This is a genomic window from Kineosporia succinea (assembly GCF_030811555.1).
Taxonomy (GTDB): Bacteria; Actinomycetota; Actinomycetes; order Actinomycetales; family Kineosporiaceae; genus Kineosporia; species Kineosporia succinea.
On sequence record NZ_JAUSQZ010000001.1, the window covers coordinates 3,268,141 to 3,288,791 of the forward strand.

Sequence of the window (20,651 nt, forward strand, 5' to 3'; positions counted from 1 at the left end):
GCACCGGTCCTGCCCCCGCGCGACGAGCCCCAGGGCGGGGGTGGTGACGAGGTGGTCCGCGAGCCACGGATGAGGTTCACCCTCCGTGGGCAGGACGCGGTCTGGTACTACCAGGACCGCTCGCACAGCCATGTCCTCGTCGACCCCGACGTGGTGCGGCGCTCCGCCTCGCCCGGGTTCGTGCGGCCGGTCGAGCTGTGGGCCGCGCGTCAGTGGTCGCGCCCGCCGCACGCCCCGGTCGTGCGCTACGCCCAGCTGTTCGGCTCGCTGGTCTCGCTCGACGACGACGAGCCCGCCGACCCCTCGTCGTTCACGCTGCCCGACCGGGCGATCGACCGGGCCCGGGCGGTCGACTTCGTCGCCGATCCGCACTTCCGGCTGGGGGCGCTGGGTTCACTGATGGACGCGGTGGCCGCCGCGGTCGCGGGCGGCAAGCCGGTCGTGCTGGCGGCTCCCGACCAGATCACCGGGGTGCGCTGGATCGCCCTGATCAGTTTCCTGGCGCCGCCGCCGGTGAGCCTGCGGCTGTCGTTCTCCACCTACGAGCGGCTCACCGACGTGCTGGCCCGGGCCTCGGCCGAGGCCGGCGGCGGGGGCGACCTGATCTCGGCGGCGCTGCAGGAAGACGACCCCGAGGGCTGGCGCACGCCGGTCGTCAGCGTGGTGCTGGAGCCCGACCTCGACTCGAACCTGCCGCGGGGTCGCGAACTCCCGGTCGTGATCGTCGACCCGCGTATGGACCCGCTGGTCGTGGCCACCGGCGGCCGGGCCCACCGCCGCACCCACCTGGGCCAGCTGGTGCCGGTCACCGACTGGTCGCGGCTGGGGCTCGACGCGGTCTGCGAGGAGACGGGGGCGCTCGAGCGATGTCTGCGCCGTCTCGACGACCTCAGCCTGACCACCCCGCCCGCCGGTGGCCTGCGCGGCGACTGGTGGCCCGGCACCGGTGACGACGCCCAGGGCGCGGCCTGGTTCCTGGCCGGGGCGGTCGCGCTGACGCCGGGCCTGCCGCTGGCGCTGCCCACGGCGACCCGCATCATCCTCCGGGACACCCCGCCCGGCCTGCAGCTTTCCGACGATCTGGCCGCCGCGCTGGCGTCGCTGGTCGCGGCCACGGTCGACAACGCGGCCCAGGCCTGGACCCGTCTGGTCAACGCCCTGGAGTCCGACCCGCCGCGGCCCGCGCTGGTGCAGGCGGCGTTCGAGAGCTACCTGTACCTGTCGTTCGAAGACGACGACTGGCTGCTGCACGAGCCCCCGCCCCTGCCCGGGAGCATCCGTTTCGACCCGGGGCTGGCGGCCCGGCTGCGCTCGCCCCTGGCCAAGCTGACCGACCGGCTGGCCCGTCCGGCCGGGGGTGGTGAGGCCGCGGTCCGGCACGGCGTGTTGCTGCTGCGGGCGGTCGATTTCGCTCACCGCACGGCCCGTCTGGTGCCGGGGCCGGACCTGTCCGGGCTGGAGTTGCTCGCCGACCGCGCGGCGCGGTTGCTGGCGTCGGGCTCGGGAGCTGCGGTGCGGGGTGGGGCCGGGGAGGGTGAGGTGCTTGAAGACGCGCCGGTCACCCGGGAGGCCCCCTCACCTTCCGGCCCGGTCGGCCCGGTCGGCTCGGGCTCCTCGGGTGACGAGGTCGTGTTGCGGCTGGACGGGGGCGAGCCCGGGTTCGTTCCGGGGGCCGACGTCGCTTCGGGGTCCGGCTCTGTTTCAGGTGCCGGCTCTCGGTCAGATGTCGATGCCGCGCCGGGTGCCGGTGCCGCGCCGGGTGGCGGTGCCGCGCCGGGTGCCGGTGCCGCGCCGGGTGCCGGTGCCGCTCCGGTGGGCGGTGCTGCTCAGGGGTTCTTCGGCGCCTCCTCGGCCCTTGAGGCGTCCAACAGCCCCGGGGAAGGTTCCGGGGAAACCCGGTCACCCGGCACCACTCTCGGCTCCGAACGCCCTTCGGCCGCCCGGCCTCTTCCGCGTTCCCTGGACCCCCAGGGCACCTTCGGGTCCGGTGGTTCCGCGGACCCGAAGGTGCCGGGCATCGGCTCGGGAGCGGTCGGCGAGGGGAACCCGCGGGGTTCGGCCGACGACAGCGTGGGCGCGTGGATCGCGGCGCAGGCCGGCGCACTCGACCCGGCGGCCCTGGCCCGGTGGATCGTGCCGCACCTGGCCCGGGCCGGGCACGAGCCGGGAGGGTGGTTGCACGCCGGACGTCCGCCGGGGGAGCGGCTGCCCGCGGCCGTGCTGGCCCTGCTCGCCCCGGCGGTGGACGCCGACCGCCTTGCCCGGATGCGTCCCGAGGAACTCGCGGCGGCCGACGTCGGACGGGGACCCGACCGGGTCGCGCTCGAGGTCGCGGTGGCCTCGGCCACCGGGCGGATCGTGGGTGACCCCCGGCTGCGCGGGCCCGCGGTGCGTCATCTGCTGCGTCTCGACCTCGACGCGAACCCCCTGGCCGACCCGGAACCCCTGGTCGCGCGCATCTTCTCGCGGCTGGCGGCGGGCGAGGCGTGGAGCGCCGGGCTGCTGCTGCAGATCGCCGAGCCGGCCCCGCCCACGCTGGCGCCGCACCTGGTCCCGGTCGCGCTGCGGCACCTGGCCGACTGGCTCGACGATGCCGACAGCGCCCGTCTGGCCGCCGCCCTGCTCAAGCGCGTCGACTTCCTGCCCGGCCGCGACCCCGACGGCCGCGAGCGCCCGCGCCGCGCCGGGGTCACCGACGCCCAGGCCCAGCTGCTGAACCTGCTGGCGATCGCCGGTCCGGGCTGGCACGAGCAGGACGACGGACTGCACCGCCGCGCCGCCGAGATGCTCATGTTCGCCGACCGCGCCTGGCCCGGCCTCGCCCCGGCCGAGCGCCGCCTGATCGCCCCGCGGGTCACGGTGGCCGCCTTCGCCGTCGCGATCGCCGCCGAGCCCGCCCAGCGCGACACCGTGCTGCGCTCGCGGCTGGCCGTGGTCCCGGTCGGCAACGCCTGGCGCGAGGCGGTGCCGCTGGGGATGGAGCAGGCCCTTCCGCTGGTCGCGGGCATCCTCCGGCAGAACCGCCACCGGCTGGCCGGCGAGGTCGTGATCGCCTCCACCCGGGCGATGCTGCGGCCCGGTGACGCGTCCGCAGGATCGGCCCCGACCTCAGGACCGGGGTCGCGGGCGGCGGCGCTGCCCGCCGTCGGGGCCGACGTGCCGCGTCTGTCCGAGCTGCCGGTCGGCCCGGCGCTGCGTCGTCTGGTGGAGATCGAGAACGCCACCGCACCGGAAGCTTTCGCAGCCCCGGCCTCCGGACCGGCCGGCACCCGCCTCGCCGGTGACCTGATCGCCCTGGTCGAGGCCGAGATCCGGGCCGCCACCGGCGGAGTCGACCGCACTGCCCTGCGCCGGTTCTGGGAGCAGGCGCTGCCCGGGGCCACGCTGTCCGTCGAGCCCCTGCCCCTCGACGAGCCCGCTCCGGAGGTGATCCGGGGCAAGGTGATCCGCGACGATCCCGGCCCCCGGCGCCGTTCCCGTCTGCGCTCCGCGATCAGCGGACGCATCCCGATCGTCCGCCCCGACCGCCACCCCGAACCGCCCCCCGCCTACCCCAACCACCCCGACACCCCGCCCCCCGGCACCTCCCCGGACGCCCGGACCCGCCCCACCGCACCCCGCGGCCTCACCCCACCCCACGGCACGACCCCGGGCGACGGCACCTGGCGTCCGGGCCGGTCCACGCAGCCGACGGACTCGGCCCACCCGGCGGACGCGGCCCACCCGACGGACGCCGTCCACCCCACGCACCCCGACGCGTCCCTCATCAACCCCACTGATGCGCACGCGGGCGCCCCTCACCCGAGCGACCCCGACGCGTCCTCCGTCAACCCCACCGACGCCCACGCGAGAGCCGCCCGCCCGGGCGACCCCGACGCGTCCACCATCGACCTGACCGGAACCGGAACGGGAACCGGAACCCCCGACGCCGAGGCGTCCGACGCCCTCAGCCCGTCCTCGGAGGTGGACCTGCGCCCCGACGCCCACCTGCGCCGGCCCCGCGGAGCCGAACGCGCGGTGAATCGCCCGCCGTGGCTGGAGTGGCTGAGAACGGTGCGCCGCCGACCCTGACTCGCGCCACCCGACCGCGCGAAGGGGGTCGGGGGACAGGCGCCGGGGGCACACCTGGGAGCATGGACGCGTGATTGCCCGGTGAACCCGTCGACCGCCCTGGCCACCGTCCTCGTCGACTCGCTCGCGCGTCTCGGCGTGCGGCACGTCGTGCTCTGCCCGGGCAGCCGCTCGGCCCCGCTGGCCTACGCGCTGGCCGAGGCCGCCGACGCCGGCACGATCGAGCTGCACGTCCGCATCGACGAGCGCACGGCCGGATTCCTGGCCCTGGGACTGTCCCGCGGCGACGAGAACGCCCCGGCGGCCGTCGTCACCACGTCGGGCACCGCCGTGGCCAACCTGCATCCGGCCGTGCTGGAGGCGGCGCACGCGGGAGTGCCGCTGATCGTGCTGTCCGCCGACCGTCCGCACGAGCTGCGGGGCACCGGGGCGAGCCAGACCACCGACCAGGCCAAGATCTTCGGCTCCGCCGTGCGCTGGTTCGGCGAGGTCCCCGCTCCCACCGGGCACCGCGCCGGGCAGGTCGCGGGCTGGCGCAACGTCGCTTCGCGAGCCTTCGCCGCCGCTCTCGGCCGCATCGGGCACCAGCCCGGGCCGGTCCAGCTCAACGTCGGTTTCCTCGAGCCGCTGACGCCCGACGAGGGCGAGCCGGGGTCGTGGCCCGAGCCTCTGGTGCCGGGGCCGGACGAGCGGGAGACCGGCCTCACCCGCGTCGCCCCACCGGTGCCGCCCGCCCCGTACATCCTCGACAGTGGCCTGCGCACGGTCGTTCTCGCCGGTGACGGCGCCGGGCCCGAGGCCGCCGCGCTGGCCGCGAGCGCGCGCTGGCCGTTGCTCGCCGAACCCTCGTCCGGCGTCCGTGAGCACGCCACCGTCGCGCCCTACCGCCTGGTGCTGGGCACCGAACTGGGCGGACGCATCGAGCGGGTCGTGGTGTTCGGGCGGCCCACGCTGTCGCGGCCGGTCACCCGGCTGCTCTCGTCCGGCGCGGTACAGGTGCTCGTCGTGTCACCGCGGCCGGACTGGAGCGACGCCGGACGTCAGGCGTCCGTCGTACTGCCCGCCGTGGCCGTGGCCGAGGATCACCAGGCCGACGAGATCTGGCTCAGCGAGTGGGTTTCCGCGGGAGACGCCGCCGAGAAGGCCGTGAACGCGGTGCTCGACGGCGCCGGGCGGCTCACCGGGCAGCTGGTCGCGCGGGCCACGGCCGAGGCCACCCGGCCGGGGCACCTGCTGATCTCCGGCTCCAGCAACCCGATCCGCGACCTCGACCTGGTCGGGCGCATCCCGAACGGGGCCCGGATCGTGGCCAACCGGGGCCTGGCCGGTATCGACGGCACGGTCTCCACCGCCCTCGGGGTCGCGCTCGCCACGAAGCGCCCGGCCCGGCTGCTGATCGGTGACCTGACCCTGCTGCACGACGCCAACGGCCTGCTGTTCGGGCCGGACGAGCCCTGCCCGGACGTGCAGATCGTGCTGGTCGACGACAACGGCGGAGGCATCTTCTCCACGCTCGAGCACGGTGCCCGGGCGGGGGCCGGTGCGAAGCAGAACCGGCACTACGAGCGGGTGTTCGGCACTCCCCAGCAGATCGACGTCGAGGCGCTGTGCGCGGCCTACTCGGTCGCCTACCAGCCCGTCGACGAGGTGACCCAGCTGCGGGAGGTGCTCGACGCGTCCATCATCGGCATCTCGGTGGTGCACGTGCGGATCGACCGCACGCGGCACCGTGAGCTCAACGACGCGCTGAGGGCCGCTATCGGCTGAGGGCGCCCTTGACCGGCAGCAGCTTGGCCTCGGACTCGGCCAGCTCGGAGGCCGGGTCGGAGCCCGCGACGATGCCGCAGCCGGCGAAGAGCCGGAAGCGGTGCGGGTCTTCGGCGTCGAGCTGGGCGCAGCGCAGGGCGATGCCCCACTCGCCGTCGCCGGCGGCGTCGACCCAGCCGACCGGACCGGCGTAGCGTCCGCGTTCCATGCCCTCGACCGCTTCGATCAGCTTCGCGGCGGCCGGGGTGGGGGTGCCGCAGACCGCGGCCGACGGGTGCAGTGCCGCGGCCAGGTCGAGGGACGTGGTGCCGTCGGCCAGCACCGCGGTGACGTCGGTGGCCAGGTGCATGACGTTGGGCAGGTGCAGCACGAACGGGGAGTCGGGCACGTTCGTCGTGGTGCAGTGCGGGGCCAGGGCCTCGGCGACCGAGCGCACGGCGTACTCGTGCTCCTCGAGGTCCTTGCTCGAGCGGGCCAGGGACGCGGCCAGGGCCAGGTCCTGCTCGTCGTTCTGGGTGCGCCGGATCGTGCCCGCCAGCACCCGCGAGGTGACGAGGCCGCGTTCCAGCTTGACCAGCATCTCCGGGGTGGCGCCGACCAGGCCGTCGACGCTGTAGGTCCAGCAGTTCTGGTAGCCGTTCGCGAGGCGGCTGATCAGGTCGCGGGGGTCGACGGGTTCGGCGGTGCGGGCGACCACGTCACGGGCCAGCACCACTTTCTCCACCTCGCCGCCCTTGATCCGGGAGATCGCCTCGGTGACGGCGTCCATCCATTCCCGGGGCTCGCGGGCCGAGGTGAACACGGTGCCCTCGGGGGACTGCATGATCCGCTCGTGCTGCGTGAGCGTGACCGGTGTGGGCAGGGCGCCGTCGGCGCTGATCGTGGTCAGCCACCAGGTGCCGCCGCGATGACCCACGACGACCTCGGGCACGATCAGCGCGCCGCCGTCGGGGGAGCTGGGCGAGAAGGCGAACGAGCCGAAGGCGACCGGGCCGGTGCCGGGCAGGCGGACCTCGTCGCGGATCACCGCGCGTTTGGCCACCTCGGCCCAGGTACGGGCGGCGGTGTCGAAGCGGGACTCGCCGTGGCCGGTCACCCGCAGGACCTCGCCCCATCCGACCAGGCCCTCACCGTGACGCACCCAGGCCAGTGACGGGCCGGGCGGCAGCAGGGCGAGCAGGGGGCCGGGATCGGAGATCGCCACGGTGCGGGCGACCAGGGGTGCCAGGGCGGGGGCAGTGGTCATGATGACGTCAAGATTAGGAGCGGTTCGGGCGTCGGATCCCGCCGGGGCCACCCTTGGATCATGCCCGGACGCCCCGGGTGACCCGTGATCAAGCCCGTGGCCTGCGGGACTGCGGTGCATTGTGAACTCGCGCACCCTGCGCCCGAACGGTTGCCTGACGCACACGTCAGGACACGGTGGGGCGATTGTCGGTGGCGCGTGGGAGCATCAGAGGCATGTCCCGCGCTGGTCTGGAGAAGACGCCACATGAGGTGGCGAGCATGTTCGACGGTGTCGCCGCTCGCTACGACCTGACCAACACCGTGCTGGCCATGCGCCAGGACGTGCGCTGGCGGCGCCTGGTCGCCGAGGCCCTCGATCTGCGGCCCGGGCAGACGGTGCTCGACCTGGCCGCCGGCACCGGTACCTCGAGCGAGCCGTTCGCCGACGCCGGGGTGCACACCGTGCCCTGCGACTTCAGCCTGGGCATGCTCCGCGTGGGCAAGAACCGCCGCACCGACCTCCCCTTCGTCGCCGGCGACGCCACCCGCCTGCCCTTCGCCGACGCCTCGTTCGACGCCGTCACCATCTCGTTCGGCCTGCGCAACGTGGTCGACGTCGACGGGGCGCTCGCCGAGATGCGCCGCGTCACCAAGCCGGGCGGCAAGCTCGTGGTCTGCGAGTTCTCGCACCCGGTGTGGTCGCCCTGGCGCGTGGTCTACACCGAGTACCTGATGCGGGCTCTGCCCGAGGTCGCCAAGGCCGTGAGCTCCAACCCCGAGGCCTACGTCTACCTGGCCGAGAGCATCCGGGCCTGGCCCGACCAGCGGGGCCTCGCCGCGAAGCTCTACGCCGCAGGCTGGAGCGACGTCTCGCACCGCAACCTGTCCGGCGGCATCGTGGCCCTGCACCGCGCCTATCGCTGAGCCGCAGAACCGTTCCTGCTTTTCGGTGCCCCCGGTCCCACGGCCGGGGGCACCGTCGCGTCCAGCCCCAACCCCGCTGCTTGAGGACGCGTCGGCACCAACCCCCCACCCCTCACCACCCACCCGGGTCGGCTCAGGCGCCCCGGACACCCCCGGCGAGTTCGCGCTCTGAGCTGGCCCCCTCTGTGTCGACCGCCTAGCGTCGCCGCCTCGAGCTGGCCATCCTGCGTCGACTGCCCTGCGTCGACTGCCCTGCGTCGACTGCCCTGCGTCGACTGCCCTGCGTCGACCGTCCAGCGTTGGCCTTTCTGCGTTGCCAGCAGGGCCAAGCTCCGGCTGAGCGGCGTGGCTCCGGAACGTCCCGGGCCGCGTCACATCAGCCGTCGCGCAAAGCAGTCGCCGAGTCCCACCTGCATGGCATGCCCACCTGCAGGGCAGGCGGTTTGGTCGGTGGCTGGTGCGCGTAGTCAGGTCTGGCCCGGATCGGCGAGTGTGCTGCTTTCGATTATCGACTATCGATAATCGAAAGCAGCACACGTTGCCGCACCGACCTGGTTGCCGTACCGACCTGGTTGCCGTACCGACCTGGTTGCCGTACCGACCTGGTTGCCGTACCGACCTGGTTGCCGTACCGACCTGGTTGCCGTACCGACCTGGTTGCCGTACCGACCTGGTTGCCGTACCGACCTGGTTGCCGTACCGACCTGGTTGCCGTACCGACCTGGTTGCCGTACCGACCTGGTTGCCGCACCGACCTGGTTGCCGCACCGACCTGGTTGTCGTGCCGGGCTGGTTGTCGTGCTGGTTGCCGCACCGACCTGGTTGCCGCACCGACCTGGTTGCCGCACCGACCTGGTTGCCGTGCCGGGCTGGTTGCCGTGCCGGGCTGGTTGCCGTGCCGGGCTGGTTGCCGTGCCGGGCTGGTTGCCGTGCCGGGCTGGTTGCCGTGCCGGGCTGGTTGCCGTGCCGGGCTGGTTGTCGTGCCGGGCTGGTTGTCGTGCCGGGCTGGTTGTCGTGCCGGGCTGGTTGTCGTGCCGGGCTGGTTGTCGTGCCGGGCTGGTTGTCGTGCCGGGCTGGTTGTCGTGCCGGGCTGGTTGTCGTGCCGACCCTTGGCGTTGCGGCAGGTCGTTGGGGGGTTGGTTTGGATGACCGGTGGGGCGTGACCGACTGGAGGTGGCCTCAGGGGTGGGGCGACGCGTCCGCAAGCAGGTTTGGGGTTGGGGTTCCGAATCGGGACTTTGGTCCGGGGGGATCCCGGGACTATTGGAAATAGCAAGCCCTTGGGGCATCAGTTTTCTGAGTTATCGGTGAACGGTCGAAGTGGGGCAGTTCAAATCCGCACATCAGGCTTGTCGGTGAAACCTCAAGCAAAACGACTGATTGATATTGGCACAGCGTGACGAAACAAAAGATGTGGCTGGGGTAGGTGCGCGAGTTGAAGTGACACCCTGTGTCGAAAACAAGGGCATAGGTCCTCGGAGCGGCTGCCGCGAGTCCTTCGAATTAGCACCTGATTCTGTCACCTAAATCGGGGACAGTGTCATGCGGCTTGGAAAACCACTGCGGGGCAACCGTATTCAGGAATGAATTACGTCACTGTGATCGTTCGTAAAACCCCAGGTCAGGAGTCATCTGAACAACGGGCCAAAGCGGTACCCCGGCACTCTGCCGCCTTCTCTTCTGGTCGTATGCTGTGCCACGTGAATCACTTCACAAGCGCGTTCGGCCGGTCTTCCGGGCCGGTCGCCTGTAATCGCGACGGGGCGGTTGACCCTGCTCCGTCCGCGAATGTGCAGGCCCCTAGGATGAGCGCGACCCGGGCTGATCCGGGCTCGTCAATGGCGACAAGTGCGGGAGGGCCGCTGCCGTGAACCCTTACGTTCCGATCCTGGCGCTCATGGCCATTGCCGCGGGATTCGCCGGCTTCTCGCTGATCGCCACCTCGCTGTCCGGGCCCAAGCGCTACAACCGGGCCAAGCTCGAGGCCTACGAGTGCGGCATCGAGCCGACGCCGCACGCCGCCGGGGGTGGCCGCTTCCCGGTCAAGTACTACCTGGTGGCGATGCTGTTCATCGTCTTCGACATCGAGAGCGTCTTTCTCCTGCCGTTCGCCGTGGCCTTCGACTCCCTGGGCGTGTTCGCGCTGGTCGAGATGGTGCTGTTCGTGATCACCGTCTTCATCGCCTACGCCTACGTCTGGCGCCGCGGCGGCCTGGAGTGGGACTGAGCCTGCGAGTGGGACTGAGCCTGCGAGTGGCACTGAGCCTGAGCGCCCCGAAGACTGCGGCGGGATAGAGGGAATCAGATGGGTATCGAAGAGAAGCTTCCCAGCGGTTTCATGCTGACCTCGGTCGAGATGCTGGCCGGCTACATGCGCAAGGCGTCGCCCTGGGCGGCCTCGTTCGGCCTGGCCTGCTGCGCCATCGAGATGATGACCAGCGGCGGCCCGCGCTACGACCTCGGCCGCTTCGGCATGGAGGTCTTCCGGGCCTCGCCGCGCCAGGCCGACCTGATGATCGTGGCCGGCCGGGTGAGCCAGAAGATGGCCCCGGTCGTGCGCCAGGTCTACGACCAGATGACCGAGCCGAAATGGGTTCTGTCGATGGGCGTCTGCGCGTCGTCGGGCGGCATGTTCAACAACTACGCGATCGTCCAGGGCGTCGACCACATCGTTCCGGTCGACATCTACCTGCCCGGCTGCCCGCCCCGTCCCGAGATGCTGATCAACGCGATTCTCGAGCTGCACAAGCAGATCCAGAGCATGCCGCTGGGCGTCAACCGGGAGAAGGCGGCCCGCGCGGCCGAAGAGGCTGCGCTGAAGGCTATTCCCACCTCCCAGATGAAGGGTCTGCTCCGGTGACCGACGGCATCGAAGAGCCCGGCGAGCTGTCCGTCAACACCCCGGCGGCCGACGTCATCACCACCCGCCACGGCATGTTCGGCAACCGCGACACCGGCGACACCTCGGGTTTCGGCGGCCTCGTGCGCAGCGTGGCCCTGCCTCCACCCACGCCCCGTCCCTACGGCGGGTGGTTCGACGACGTGGCCGACACCCTGGCCCAGGCTCTGAGCACCGCCGGCACCGACCCGGCCACCGCCATCGAGACCGTGGTCGTCGACCGCAACGAGATCACCTTCCACGTCCGCCGTGAGCACATCCTTCAGGTCGTGAAAAGCCTTCGGGACGAACCGGATCTGCGGTTCGAGCTGTTCTCCGGCGTCAGCGGCGTGCACTACCCCGACGACAAGGGCCGCGAGCTGCGGGCGGTGTACCACCTGACCTCGATCACCCACACCCGCCGGGTCCGTCTCGAGGTCGCCGCCCCCGACGCCGACCCGCACGTCCCCTCGATCGTCGAGGTCTACCCCAGTGCCAACTGGCACGAGCGGGAGACCTGGGACTTCTTCGGCCTGATCTTCGACGGTCACCCGTCGCTGACCCGGATCCAGATGCCCGACGACTGGCCCGGTCACCCCCAGCGCAAGGACTATCCGCTCGGCGGCATCCCGGTGGAGTACAAGGGCGCCACCGTGCCGCCGCCGGACACGAGGAGGTCGTACAACTGATGGCCGAATCCACCATCGACGCGGAGATCAACCCCGAAGAGGGCAAGGTCTTCAACGCCTCCGGCGGAGACTGGGCCGACATCGCCGAGGAGGCGGTGACCCTCGGCGAGGAACGCATCGTCGTCAACATGGGCCCGCAGCACCCGTCCACCCACGGCGTGCTCCGCCTCATCCTCGAGCTCGACGGCGAGACGGTGACCGAGGCGCGAGCCGGAATCGGTTACCTGCACACCGGTATCGAGAAGAACATGGAGTTCCGCAGCTGGACGCAGGGGGTCACCTTCTGCACCCGCATGGACTACCTGGCCCCGCTGTACTCCGAGGCCGCGTACTGCCTGGGCGTCGAGAAACTGCTCGGCATCACCGACGACATCCCCGAGCGGGCCAGCGTCATCCGCGTGCTGCTGATGGAGCTCAACCGGGTCAGCTCGCACCTGGTCGCCCTCGGCACCGGCGGCATGGAGATCGGCGCCCTGACCGTGATGACGGTCGGCTTCCGGGAGCGCGAGGTGGTGCTGCACCTGCTCGAGCTCATCACCGGCCTGCGCATGAACCACGCCTTCATCCGCCCCGGCGGCCTGGCCCAGGACCTGCCGCCCGGCGCGATCGACCGCATCCGCGAGGACATCCCGCTGCTGCGCCGGGGCATCGCCGACATCGAGAAGCTGTCGAACGAGAACCCCCTGGTCAAGATGCGCCTGCAGGACGTGGGCCACCTCGACCTGACCGGCTGCATGGCCCTGGGCCTCACCGGCCCGGTGCTGCGTTCCACCGGATTCCCCCACGACCTGCGCAAGTCCGAGCCCTACTGCGGTTACGAGACCTACGACTTCGACGTCCAGACCTGGGACTCCTCCGACGCCTACGGGCGGATGCGGATCCGGATCAACGAGATGAAGGAGTCGCTGAAGATCGTCGAGCAGTGCCTCGACCGGCTCGCCGAACTCGGCCCGGGCCCGGTGATGATCGGCGACAAGAAGATCGCCTGGCCGGCCCAGCTGGCCATCGGCGGCGACGGGATGGGCAACAGCCTCGACCACATCAAGGAGATCATGGGCACCTCGATGGAGGCCCTGATCCACCACTTCAAGCTGGTCACCGAGGGCTTCCGGGTTCCGGTCGGCCAGGTCTACCAGGCAGTCGAGGCTCCCCGCGGTGAGCTCGCGGTGCACCTCGTGTCCGACGGCGGAACCCGGCCCTACCGGGCGCATTTCCGGGATCCCTCGTTCCACAACCTGCAGGCGACAGCGGCGATGAGTGAGGGCGGGCAGGTGGCCGACGTGATCGTGGCCGTGGCTTCCATCGATCCGGTGATGGGTGGTGTCGACCGCTGATGGCACTCTCCGCCGAAGCCGTCGAACGGCTCTCCGAGCAGTCCCGCGAGATCATCGCCCGCTATCCCCAGGAGCGCAGCGCGCTGCTTCCGATGCTGCACCTGATGCAGAGCGAGGAAGGGTTCGTCAGCCCCGACGGAATCGCGCTGTGCGCACAGCTTCTCGGGCTGAGCACGGCCGAGGTCTCCGCGGTGGCCACCTTCTACACCCAGTACAAGCGTCACCCCAACGGTGAGTACACGGTCGGCGTCTGCACCAACACGCTGTGCGCGGTGATGGGCGGCGACGCGATCTTCGAGTCGCTGGAAGACCACCTCGGCGTCGGTCACGACGAGACCACCGAGGACGGCAAGATCACGCTCGAGCGCATCGAGTGCAACGCGGCCTGCGACTTCGCCCCCGTGGTGATGGTGAACTGGGAGTTCTTCGACAACCAGACCCCGTCGTCCGCCCGGGGTGTCTGCGACCGGCTGCGCTCGGGTGAGGTCGTGAGGCCCACGCGGGGCCCGAACCAGGTGCCCACCTTCAAAGAGGTCTCGCACGTGCTCGCGGGTTTCAACGACGGACGCGCCGGTGAGGGTGTCGGTGCCGGTGAGGCTTCCCTGCGGGGAACCGTACTGGCAGCCGAGAAGGGCTGGGAGGCACCTGGTCCCGCGGGCACCGGTGGTCCTTCGGCCGGGTCCCCGAAGAGCGACACCGACTCCACCCAGAGCGTCACCACCCCGTCGGCGACCGCTTCCGCGGCCGCCGACGTGAAGGAACGCGGCGCCAAGACCAGCGGCTCGGACGCCCCGGCGGTCGACCCGGCGACGAAGAACCGGGCGGGTACCGAGGCGGGCAAGCCCCCGGGCGAGGCCACCCAGGGCGAGAGCGACCCCGGTACCGGTACCGAGAAGAAGGGCTGAGGTCCGATGACGGAAACTGTGCGCGAGCCGGTCACTCTCACCCCGGTGCTGTCAAAGCACTGGAGCGAGGCCGAGTCCTGGACCCTCGAGAGCTACGAGCGCAACGGCGGCTACCAGGCCCTGCGCAAGGCCCTCGCCATGACCCCCGAAGACGTCGTGACCACGGTGAAGGACTCCGGCCTGCGCGGCCGGGGCGGCGCCGGCTTCCCGACCGGGCTGAAGTGGAGCTTCCTGCCCAAGCCCGACGGTAACCCGCGCTACCTGGTCGTCAACGCCGACGAGTCGGAACCCGGTACCTGCAAGGACATCCCGCTGATGATGGCCACGCCCCAGTACCTGATCGAGGGCGCGATCATCACCTGCCACGCGATCCGGGCCGAGCGGGCGTTCATCTACCTGCGCGGCGAGGTCGTGCACGTCTACCGCCGTCTGCTGCAGGCCGTCGAAGAGGCGCGCGCCGCGGGCTATCTCGGCGAGAACGTGCTCGGCTCGGGCCAGAACATCGACATCGTGGTGCACGCCGGTGCCGGTGCCTACATCTGCGGTGAGGAGACGGCGCTGCTCGACTCCCTCGAAGGACGGCGTGGTCAGCCCCGGCTCAAGCCCCCGTTCCCCGCGGTCGCCGGTCTGTACGCCCGGCCCACCGTGGTGAACAACGTCGAGTCGATCGCCAGCGTGCCCAGCATCATCGACAACGGCTCGTCGTGGTTCACCGGCATGGGCACCGCGAAGAGCGCCGGGTTCGGCTTCTTCTCGCTCTCCGGCCACGTGAAGCGCCCCGGCCAGTACGAGGCCCCGCTCGGCATCACGCTGCGCGAGCTGATCGACATGGCCGGCGGTATGCGCGAGGGCCACGAGCTGAAGTTCTGGACGCCGGGTGGTTCGTCCACGCCGATGTTCACGGCCGAGCATCTCGACATCCCGCTGGATTTCGAGTCCACCGGTGCGGCCGGCTCGATGCTCGGCACCCGGGCCCTGCAGATCTTCGACGAGACGGTCTGCGTGGTGCGCGCCGTGCTGCGCTGGACCGAGTTCTACGCCCACGAGTCCTGCGGCAAGTGCACCCCCTGCCGCGAGGGCACCTACTGGCTCGTCCAGGTGCTGCGGCAGCTGGAGGCCGGCTCGGGCAAGCCGGAAGACCTCGACCGTCTGCTGGACATCTGCGACAACATCCTGGGCCGCTCGTTCTGCGCCCTCGGTGACGGCGCGACCAGCCCGATCAGCTCGTCCATCAAGCATTTCAAGGACGAGTACCTGCGCCACCTGGACGAGGGTGGCTGCCCCTTCGACCCGGTGAAGTCCACGCTCTTCGCGGGAGTGAACGCCTGATGACCGTGACCGAACCCTCCAAGCCCGCGGTCGATCTGGTCACGCTGACCATCGACGGCATCGAGGTCAGCGTGCCCAAGGGCACCCTGCTGATCCGCGCGGCCGAGGAACTGGGGATCGCGATCCCGCGGTTCTGCGACCATCCCCTGCTGGCCCCGGCCGGCGCCTGCCGGCAGTGCCTGGTCGAGGTCGCCATGCCCGACCGGGAGGGCAATGTGCGGCCGATGCCCAAGCCGCAGGCGTCCTGCACCATGACGGCCACCCCCGGCATGGTGGTCAAGACCCAGCTCACCTCGGCGGTCTCGGAGAAGGCGCAGCGCGGGGTGATGGAGCTGCTGCTCATCAACCACCCGCTCGACTGCCCGGTCTGCGACAAGGGCGGCGAGTGCCCGCTGCAGAACCAGGCCCTCGCGAACGGGCAGCCGGAGAGCCGTTTCACCGAGGTCAAGCGCACCTTCCCGAAGCCGATCCGGATCTCCACGCAGGTCCTGCTCGACCGCGAGCGCTGCATCCTCTGCCAGCGCTGCACCCGGTTCTCCAAGGAGATCGCCGGCGACCCGTTCATCGACCTGCAGATGCGCGGCGCGCACCAGCAGATCGGCACGTTCTCGCCGGGCGTCCTGAACTTCCACGTCGACCTGCCCGACCCGGTGGTGCGCACGTCGGAGGAACTCGAGCCGACCGTGCAGTCGCAGACGCAGGGCACCGCGACCGACGAGTCCCGCGGCACCGGGCACGACCACCGCACCGGCACCTACGCGGCCGACAGCATCGACAGCGCCCGCACCACCCAGGGGGAGGCCCTGCTCGACGAGTCGGGTCAGCCGTTCGCCAGCTACTTCTCCGGCAACACGATCCAGATCTGCCCGGTCGGCGCGCTCACGGGCGCCGCCTACCGGTTCCGGGCCCGCCCGTTCGACCTGGTCTCCACCAAGGGCGTGTGCGAGCACTGCGCCGGGGGCTGCGCGCTGCGCGTCGACCACCGCCGCGGCAAGGTCACCCGGCGCCTGGCCGCGGAAGACCCGGAGGTGAACGAGGAGTGGAACTGCGACAAGGGCCGCTGGGCGTTCAACTGGAGCACCGGCGCCGACCGTCTCACCCACCCGCTGGTGCGCGACCCCGAATCCGGTGAGCTGGAACCGGTGAGCTGGCCGTACGCCATCGAGGTGGCCGCCGCCGGACTCCTGAAGGCCCGCGAGGCCAACGGTGTCGGCGTGCTGCCGGGCGGTCGCCTGACCGTCGGCGACGCCTACGCCTACGCCAAGTTCGCCCGGATCGTGCTGCGCACCAACGACATCGACTTCCGGGCCCGGTCGCACTCGGCCGAGGAGGAGGCGTTCCTCGGGCACGCCGTGGCCGGTTCCGGCCTGGGCGTCACCTTCGCCGCGGTCGAGGGCGCGCCCGCCGTGCTGCTGGCCGGTCTGGAGGCCGAGGAGGAGGCCGCGAGCCTGTTCCTGCGCCTGCGGAAGTCGGTGCTGCGCAAGGGCAAGAAGGTCACCTCGATCGCCCCCTGGGCGAGCCGGGGCCTGATCAAGCTGTCCGGCACGCTGATCCAGACGCTGCCCGGTCAGGAGGCCGCCGCGCTCGGCAGCCCGGAGGCCGCGGCCGCGGTCGCCGAGCCGGGCTCGGTCATCCTGCTCGGCCCCCGCCTGACCGAGTCGCCCGGCGCCTACCAGGCGGCCCTGGCCCTGGCCGCGAGCTCCGGCGCGCGGCTGGCCTGGGTGCCGCGGCGTTCCGGGGAGCGCGGTGCGGTCGAGGCCGGCCTGCTGCCGGGCCTGCTGCCCGGTGGCCGTCCGGTCTCCGACCCGGCCGCCCGGGTCGACATCGCCGCGGCCTGGGACGTCGACAGCCTGCCGGCGACCCCCGGGCGGGACGCGACCCGAATGGTGGACGACGCGGCCGGGGGAGCCCTGTCGGGTCTCCTGGTCGGTGGTGTCGACCCCGACGACCTGCCCGACCCGGCGGCCGCCCGCGCGGCCCTCGAGAACGCGTCCTTCGTGGTCAGTCTCGAGGTCCGGGCCAGCGCGGTGACGGCCTACGCCGACGTCGTGCTGCCGGTGGCGCCGCCCGCCGAGAAGGGCGGAACGTTCGTGAACTGGGAGGGCCGGTACCGGGAGTTCCCGCAGGCCCTCACCTCGGACGCGCTCAGCGACGGCGAGGTGCTCGACGCGCTGGCCTCCGAGGCCGGTTACCGGCTCGGCCTGAAGGGCGAGCAGGCGGGCACCGCCGAGCTGGCCCAGCTGGGCACCTGGGAGGGTGCCCGGGCCGCGAAGCCGGAGGCGCACACCGTGGCCCCGGCCGGCACCACCCTGCTCTCCACCTGGTCGATGCTGCTCGACCGGGGCCGCCTGCAGGACGGCGAGCCCTACCTGGCCGGCACCGCGCACCGGGCGGTCGCCCGGGTCTCACCGGCCACGGCCACGGAACTCGGTGTCACACCCGGGGTTCCGGGGCAGCTGACGGTGTCCACCGACCGGGGCGAGATCACCCTGCCGCTGGCCGTCACCCCGATGCCCGACGGTGTCGTCTGGCTGCCGAGCAACTCGCCGGGCAGCCCGGTGCGCTCGAGACTGGCGGCCGGCAACGGTTCTCCGGTCTCGGTGCGGCTCGCGAGCGACCAGCTGATGGGAGCCTGACGTGAAATCCCTGGTGCTGCTGGCCGAGAACCCGACGGCCGACTTCTCGCAGGACAACGGCTGGGTCATCGCACTCAAGGCGGTGCTGCTGTTCGTCATCGCGGTGGTGGCCACGCTGCTGATGATCTGGGCCGAGCGCCGCGTCGTGGGCCGGATGCAGTCGCGTCCGGGCCCCAACCGCAACGGCCCGTTCGGTCTGCTGCAGTCGCTGGCCGACGGCGTGAAACTGGCCCTGAAGGAAGACATCATCCCGGCCGCGGCCGACAAGATCGTCTTCATCATCGCGCCGGCCATCTCGGCCATCGCCTGCTTCACCTCGTTCGCGGTGATCCCGTTCGGGCCGACGGTGAAGATCCCGTTCACCGACATCCGCACCCCGCTGCAGCTCACCGACCTGAACGTGGCGGTGCTCTTCATCCTGGCGGTGGCCGGGATCGGGGTCTACGGCATCGTGCTGGCCGGCTGGTCGTCGGGCTCGACCTACCCGCTGCTGGGTGGTCTGCGCTCGTCGGCCCAGGTGATCTCCTACGAGATCGCGATGGGGCTCTCGCTGGTCAGCGTGTTCCTCTACTCCGGCTCGATGTCCACGTCGGCGATCGTCGACGCGCAGAGGGACATCTGGTGGGCGCTGCCGCTGCTGCCCTCGTTCATCATCTACGTGATCGCGATGGTCGGTGAGACCAACCGCGCGCCCTTCGACCTCCCCGAGGCCGAGGGGGAGCTGGTCGGTGGTTTCCACACCGAGTACAGCTCGCTGAAGTTCGCGCTGTTCTTCCTGGCCGAGTACGTCAACATGGTCACCGTCTCGATGCTGGCGACCACGCTGTTCCTCGGCGGGTGGCGGGCGCCGTGGCCGCTGTCGCTCTGGGACGGGGCGAATTCCGGCTACTGGCCCGTGCTCTGGTTCCTCGGCAAGACCTGCGTCTTCCTGTTCGTCTTCATCTGGCTGCGCGGCACGCTGCCGCGTCTGCGCTACGACCAGTTCATGCGCTTCGGCTGGAAGATCCTCATCCCGACCGCGCTGCTGTGGACGATGGCCGTGGCCGTGGTGCGTGCGATGGACCAGTTCGGCGACATCGACCGTCGCGACCGGGTGATGATCCTGGTCGGCGCGGTGGTCGTGCTCGCCCTGATCTGGTTCGCGATCGAGATGCTGCGGCCGAAGCCGGTCGAGGAGGAACCCGTCGACCCGGAGATCCCGGTCGACCCCTTCGCGGGCGGTTTCCCGGTGCCGGCCATGCCCGGCCAGAAACTCGTCCGCACCAACGGCTCACCCGCGAGCAACCCGGAAACACCCGCTCTGGAGGAGGTCCGCGGTGGCTGACCGCGAGGAGAACGAGAGTGGTGGGGGCTGGCTCTCCGCCTTCGCCCCGATCGCCGGATTCGGTGTCACCTTCGCGACGATGTTCACGAAGGTCGTCACCGAGGAGTACCCGGAGCAGAAGGTCCCGACCGCGCCCCGGTTCCACGGCCGTCACCAGCTGAACCGGCACCCCGACGGGCTGGAGAAGTGCATCGGGTGCGAGCTGTGCGCCTGGGCCTGCCCGGCCGACGCGATCTTCGTCGAGGGCGCGGACAACACCGAGGAGGAACGCTTCTCACCCGGTGAGCGCTACGGCCGCGTCTACCAGATCAACTACCTGCGCTGCATTCTCTGCGGCCTGTGCATCGAGGCCTGCCCCACCCGGGCGCTCACCATGACCAACGAGTACGAGCAGCTCAAGGGCACGACCCGGGCCGGCCTGATCTTCGAGAAGCAGGACCTGCTGGGCCCGGTGCTGGGCGGGATGATCGCGGCGCCGCACCCGATGGTGCCCGGCACCACCGAACAGGACTACTACCAGGGCAAGGTCACCCAGGCGGTGCCCGAGCAGCAGGAATGGGTGGACGCGCGGGTCGGCGACGACGAGCAGGCGTCCCCCGAGGAGGTGGCCCGGTGAACCCGGCCCTGCTGACCGCCGCCACCCAGGGGGCCGCCGACTACGGCAGCGGCGGCGAGAACGTGCTGTTCTGGGTCATCGCGATCGTCTCGGTGCCCGCCGCCCTCGGACTCCTGTTCGCGCGCAAGGCAGTTCACGCCGCGCTGTGCATGGCGCTGGTGATGGTCTGCCTCGGCATCGTCTACCTGGCCCTGCAGGCCCCGTTCCTCGGCGTGGTGCAGATCTTCGTCTACGCCGGCGCCGTGATGATGCTCTTCCTCTTCATGATGATGCTGGTCGGCGTCGACTCCTCGGACTCGCTGGTCGAGACCATCAAGGGGCAGCGCTGGCTGGCCCTGGTCTTCGGGGTCGGTCTGGCGGGGCTGATGATCTCGGTGATCGCCGACGTCAGCTACGGCGGTGCGCGTGGTCTGGCCGACGTCGACACCACCGGCAACATGACGACGATGGCCGAGCTGATCTTCGGCAAGTACGTCTGGGCCTTCGAGGCCACCAGCGCCCTGCTGATCACGGCGGTGCTCGGCGCGATGGTGCTGGCCCACCGCGAGCGGCTCACCCCGAAGCTGACGCAGCGCGAGCTGGCCTACGCCCGCATCAAGGACGGGCCGATCAAGGCCCCACTGCCTCCGCCCGGTGTGTTCGCGCGGCACAACGCGGTCGACATCCCGGCCCTGCTGCCCGACGGCAGCCCGTCCGAGCTCTCGGTCTCCCGGGTGCTCACCGCCCGGGGCCAGAACCGTTCCGTGCTCACGGTTTCCGAGGACGTCGCGATCATCGAGGCGGAGATCAGCCCGAACGCGCAGAACCAGAACGACGCGCAGGGGCACCCCCTGAAGGGCCGGGGAAACCCGGGAGTGAACAGTGCCGACACCGGCGCTCCCGAGGTGACCGACGCGTCCTCAAGCACCGAGAAGACCGTTGAGAAGACCGACGAAGGGAGCCGGCCGTGAA

At 71.3% G+C, this 20,651-nt stretch carries 14 protein-coding genes; 13 read left to right on the plus strand and 1 reads right to left on the minus strand.

Annotation, left to right across the window (positions count from 1 at the left end; all coding sequences use genetic code 11):
• The first annotated feature begins 69 nt into the window (after positions 1–69).
• Positions 70–4,071 carry a GAP1-M domain-containing protein gene (locus J2S57_RS14295; RefSeq protein WP_307242781.1) on the plus strand — a complete coding sequence of 1,334 codons (4,002 nt, stop codon included), beginning with the start codon at positions 70–72 and terminating at the stop codon, positions 4,069–4,071.
• A gap of 81 nt (positions 4,072–4,152) precedes the next feature.
• Positions 4,153–5,838, plus strand: a complete 1,686-nt coding sequence (menD, locus tag J2S57_RS14300) for a 2-succinyl-5-enolpyruvyl-6-hydroxy-3-cyclohexene-1-carboxylic-acid synthase (RefSeq protein ID WP_307242784.1) — start codon at positions 4,153–4,155, stop codon at positions 5,836–5,838.
• On the opposite strand, the gene J2S57_RS14305 is transcribed toward menD, so the two are convergent.
• Positions 5,828–7,084 (minus strand): isochorismate synthase, encoded by a 1,257-nt coding sequence (locus J2S57_RS14305; RefSeq protein ID WP_307242786.1) that lies wholly within the window; start codon positions 7,082–7,084, stop codon positions 5,828–5,830. The genes menD and J2S57_RS14305 overlap by 11 nt on opposite strands.
• A 215-nt stretch (positions 7,085–7,299) precedes the next feature.
• Here J2S57_RS14305 and J2S57_RS14310 point away from each other — a divergent pair, with 215 nt between their 5' ends.
• The 11 genes from J2S57_RS14310 to J2S57_RS14360 all read left to right on the plus strand — a co-directional run bounded on the left by J2S57_RS14310 (position 7,300) and on the right by J2S57_RS14360 (position 20,650).
• The gene (locus tag J2S57_RS14310) at positions 7,300–7,989 is read left to right on the plus strand and encodes a demethylmenaquinone methyltransferase (protein ID WP_307242789.1); all 690 of its coding nucleotides are present in this window, start codon (positions 7,300–7,302) and stop codon (positions 7,987–7,989) included.
• Positions 7,990–9,856: 1,867 nt separating this feature from the next.
• Positions 9,857–10,216 (plus strand): NADH-quinone oxidoreductase subunit A, encoded by a 360-nt coding sequence (locus tag J2S57_RS14315; protein WP_307242791.1) that lies wholly within the window; start codon positions 9,857–9,859, stop codon positions 10,214–10,216.
• A gap of 78 nt (positions 10,217–10,294) precedes the next feature.
• Positions 10,295–10,849, plus strand: coding sequence for a NuoB/complex I 20 kDa subunit family protein (locus J2S57_RS14320; RefSeq protein ID WP_307242793.1), 555 nt, complete (start codon positions 10,295–10,297; stop codon positions 10,847–10,849).
• Entirely contained in the window at positions 10,846–11,556 is a 711-nt protein-coding gene (locus J2S57_RS14325) for an NADH-quinone oxidoreductase subunit C (protein ID WP_307242795.1), read from the plus strand. The genes J2S57_RS14320 and J2S57_RS14325 overlap by 4 nt, the downstream gene beginning before the upstream one ends.
• Positions 11,556–12,890 carry an NADH-quinone oxidoreductase subunit D gene (locus tag J2S57_RS14330; protein ID WP_307242797.1) on the plus strand — a complete coding sequence of 445 codons (1,335 nt, stop codon included), beginning with the start codon at positions 11,556–11,558 and terminating at the stop codon, positions 12,888–12,890. Before J2S57_RS14325 ends, J2S57_RS14330 begins: the two co-directional genes overlap by 1 nt.
• Positions 12,890–13,795: an NADH-quinone oxidoreductase subunit NuoE gene (gene nuoE / locus J2S57_RS14335; RefSeq protein ID WP_307242799.1), complete on the plus strand. Its 906-nt coding sequence runs from the start codon at positions 12,890–12,892 to the stop codon at positions 13,793–13,795. The genes J2S57_RS14330 and nuoE overlap by 1 nt, the downstream gene beginning before the upstream one ends.
• 6 nt (positions 13,796–13,801) lie before the next feature.
• Positions 13,802–15,124 (plus strand): NADH-quinone oxidoreductase subunit NuoF, encoded by a 1,323-nt coding sequence (gene nuoF / locus J2S57_RS14340; protein ID WP_307242801.1) that lies wholly within the window; start codon positions 13,802–13,804, stop codon positions 15,122–15,124.
• Positions 15,124–17,760, plus strand: a complete 2,637-nt coding sequence (locus J2S57_RS14345; RefSeq protein WP_307242803.1) for an NADH-quinone oxidoreductase subunit G — start codon at positions 15,124–15,126, stop codon at positions 17,758–17,760. Before nuoF ends, J2S57_RS14345 begins: the two co-directional genes overlap by 1 nt.
• Position 17,761: 1 nt before the next feature.
• The gene (gene nuoH / locus J2S57_RS14350; protein WP_307242806.1) at positions 17,762–19,084 is read left to right on the plus strand and encodes an NADH-quinone oxidoreductase subunit NuoH; all 1,323 of its coding nucleotides are present in this window, start codon (positions 17,762–17,764) and stop codon (positions 19,082–19,084) included.
• Between the two features lie 79 nt (positions 19,085–19,163).
• Positions 19,164–19,700: an NADH-quinone oxidoreductase subunit NuoI gene (gene nuoI, locus J2S57_RS14355; protein ID WP_370882647.1), complete on the plus strand. Its 537-nt coding sequence runs from the start codon at positions 19,164–19,166 to the stop codon at positions 19,698–19,700.
• On the plus strand, positions 19,697–20,650 hold the full coding sequence (locus tag J2S57_RS14360; protein ID WP_307242810.1) for an NADH-quinone oxidoreductase subunit J: 954 nt from the start codon (positions 19,697–19,699) through the stop codon (positions 20,648–20,650). The genes nuoI and J2S57_RS14360 overlap by 4 nt, the downstream gene beginning before the upstream one ends.
• The last annotated feature ends 1 nt before the right edge of the window (position 20,651 follow it).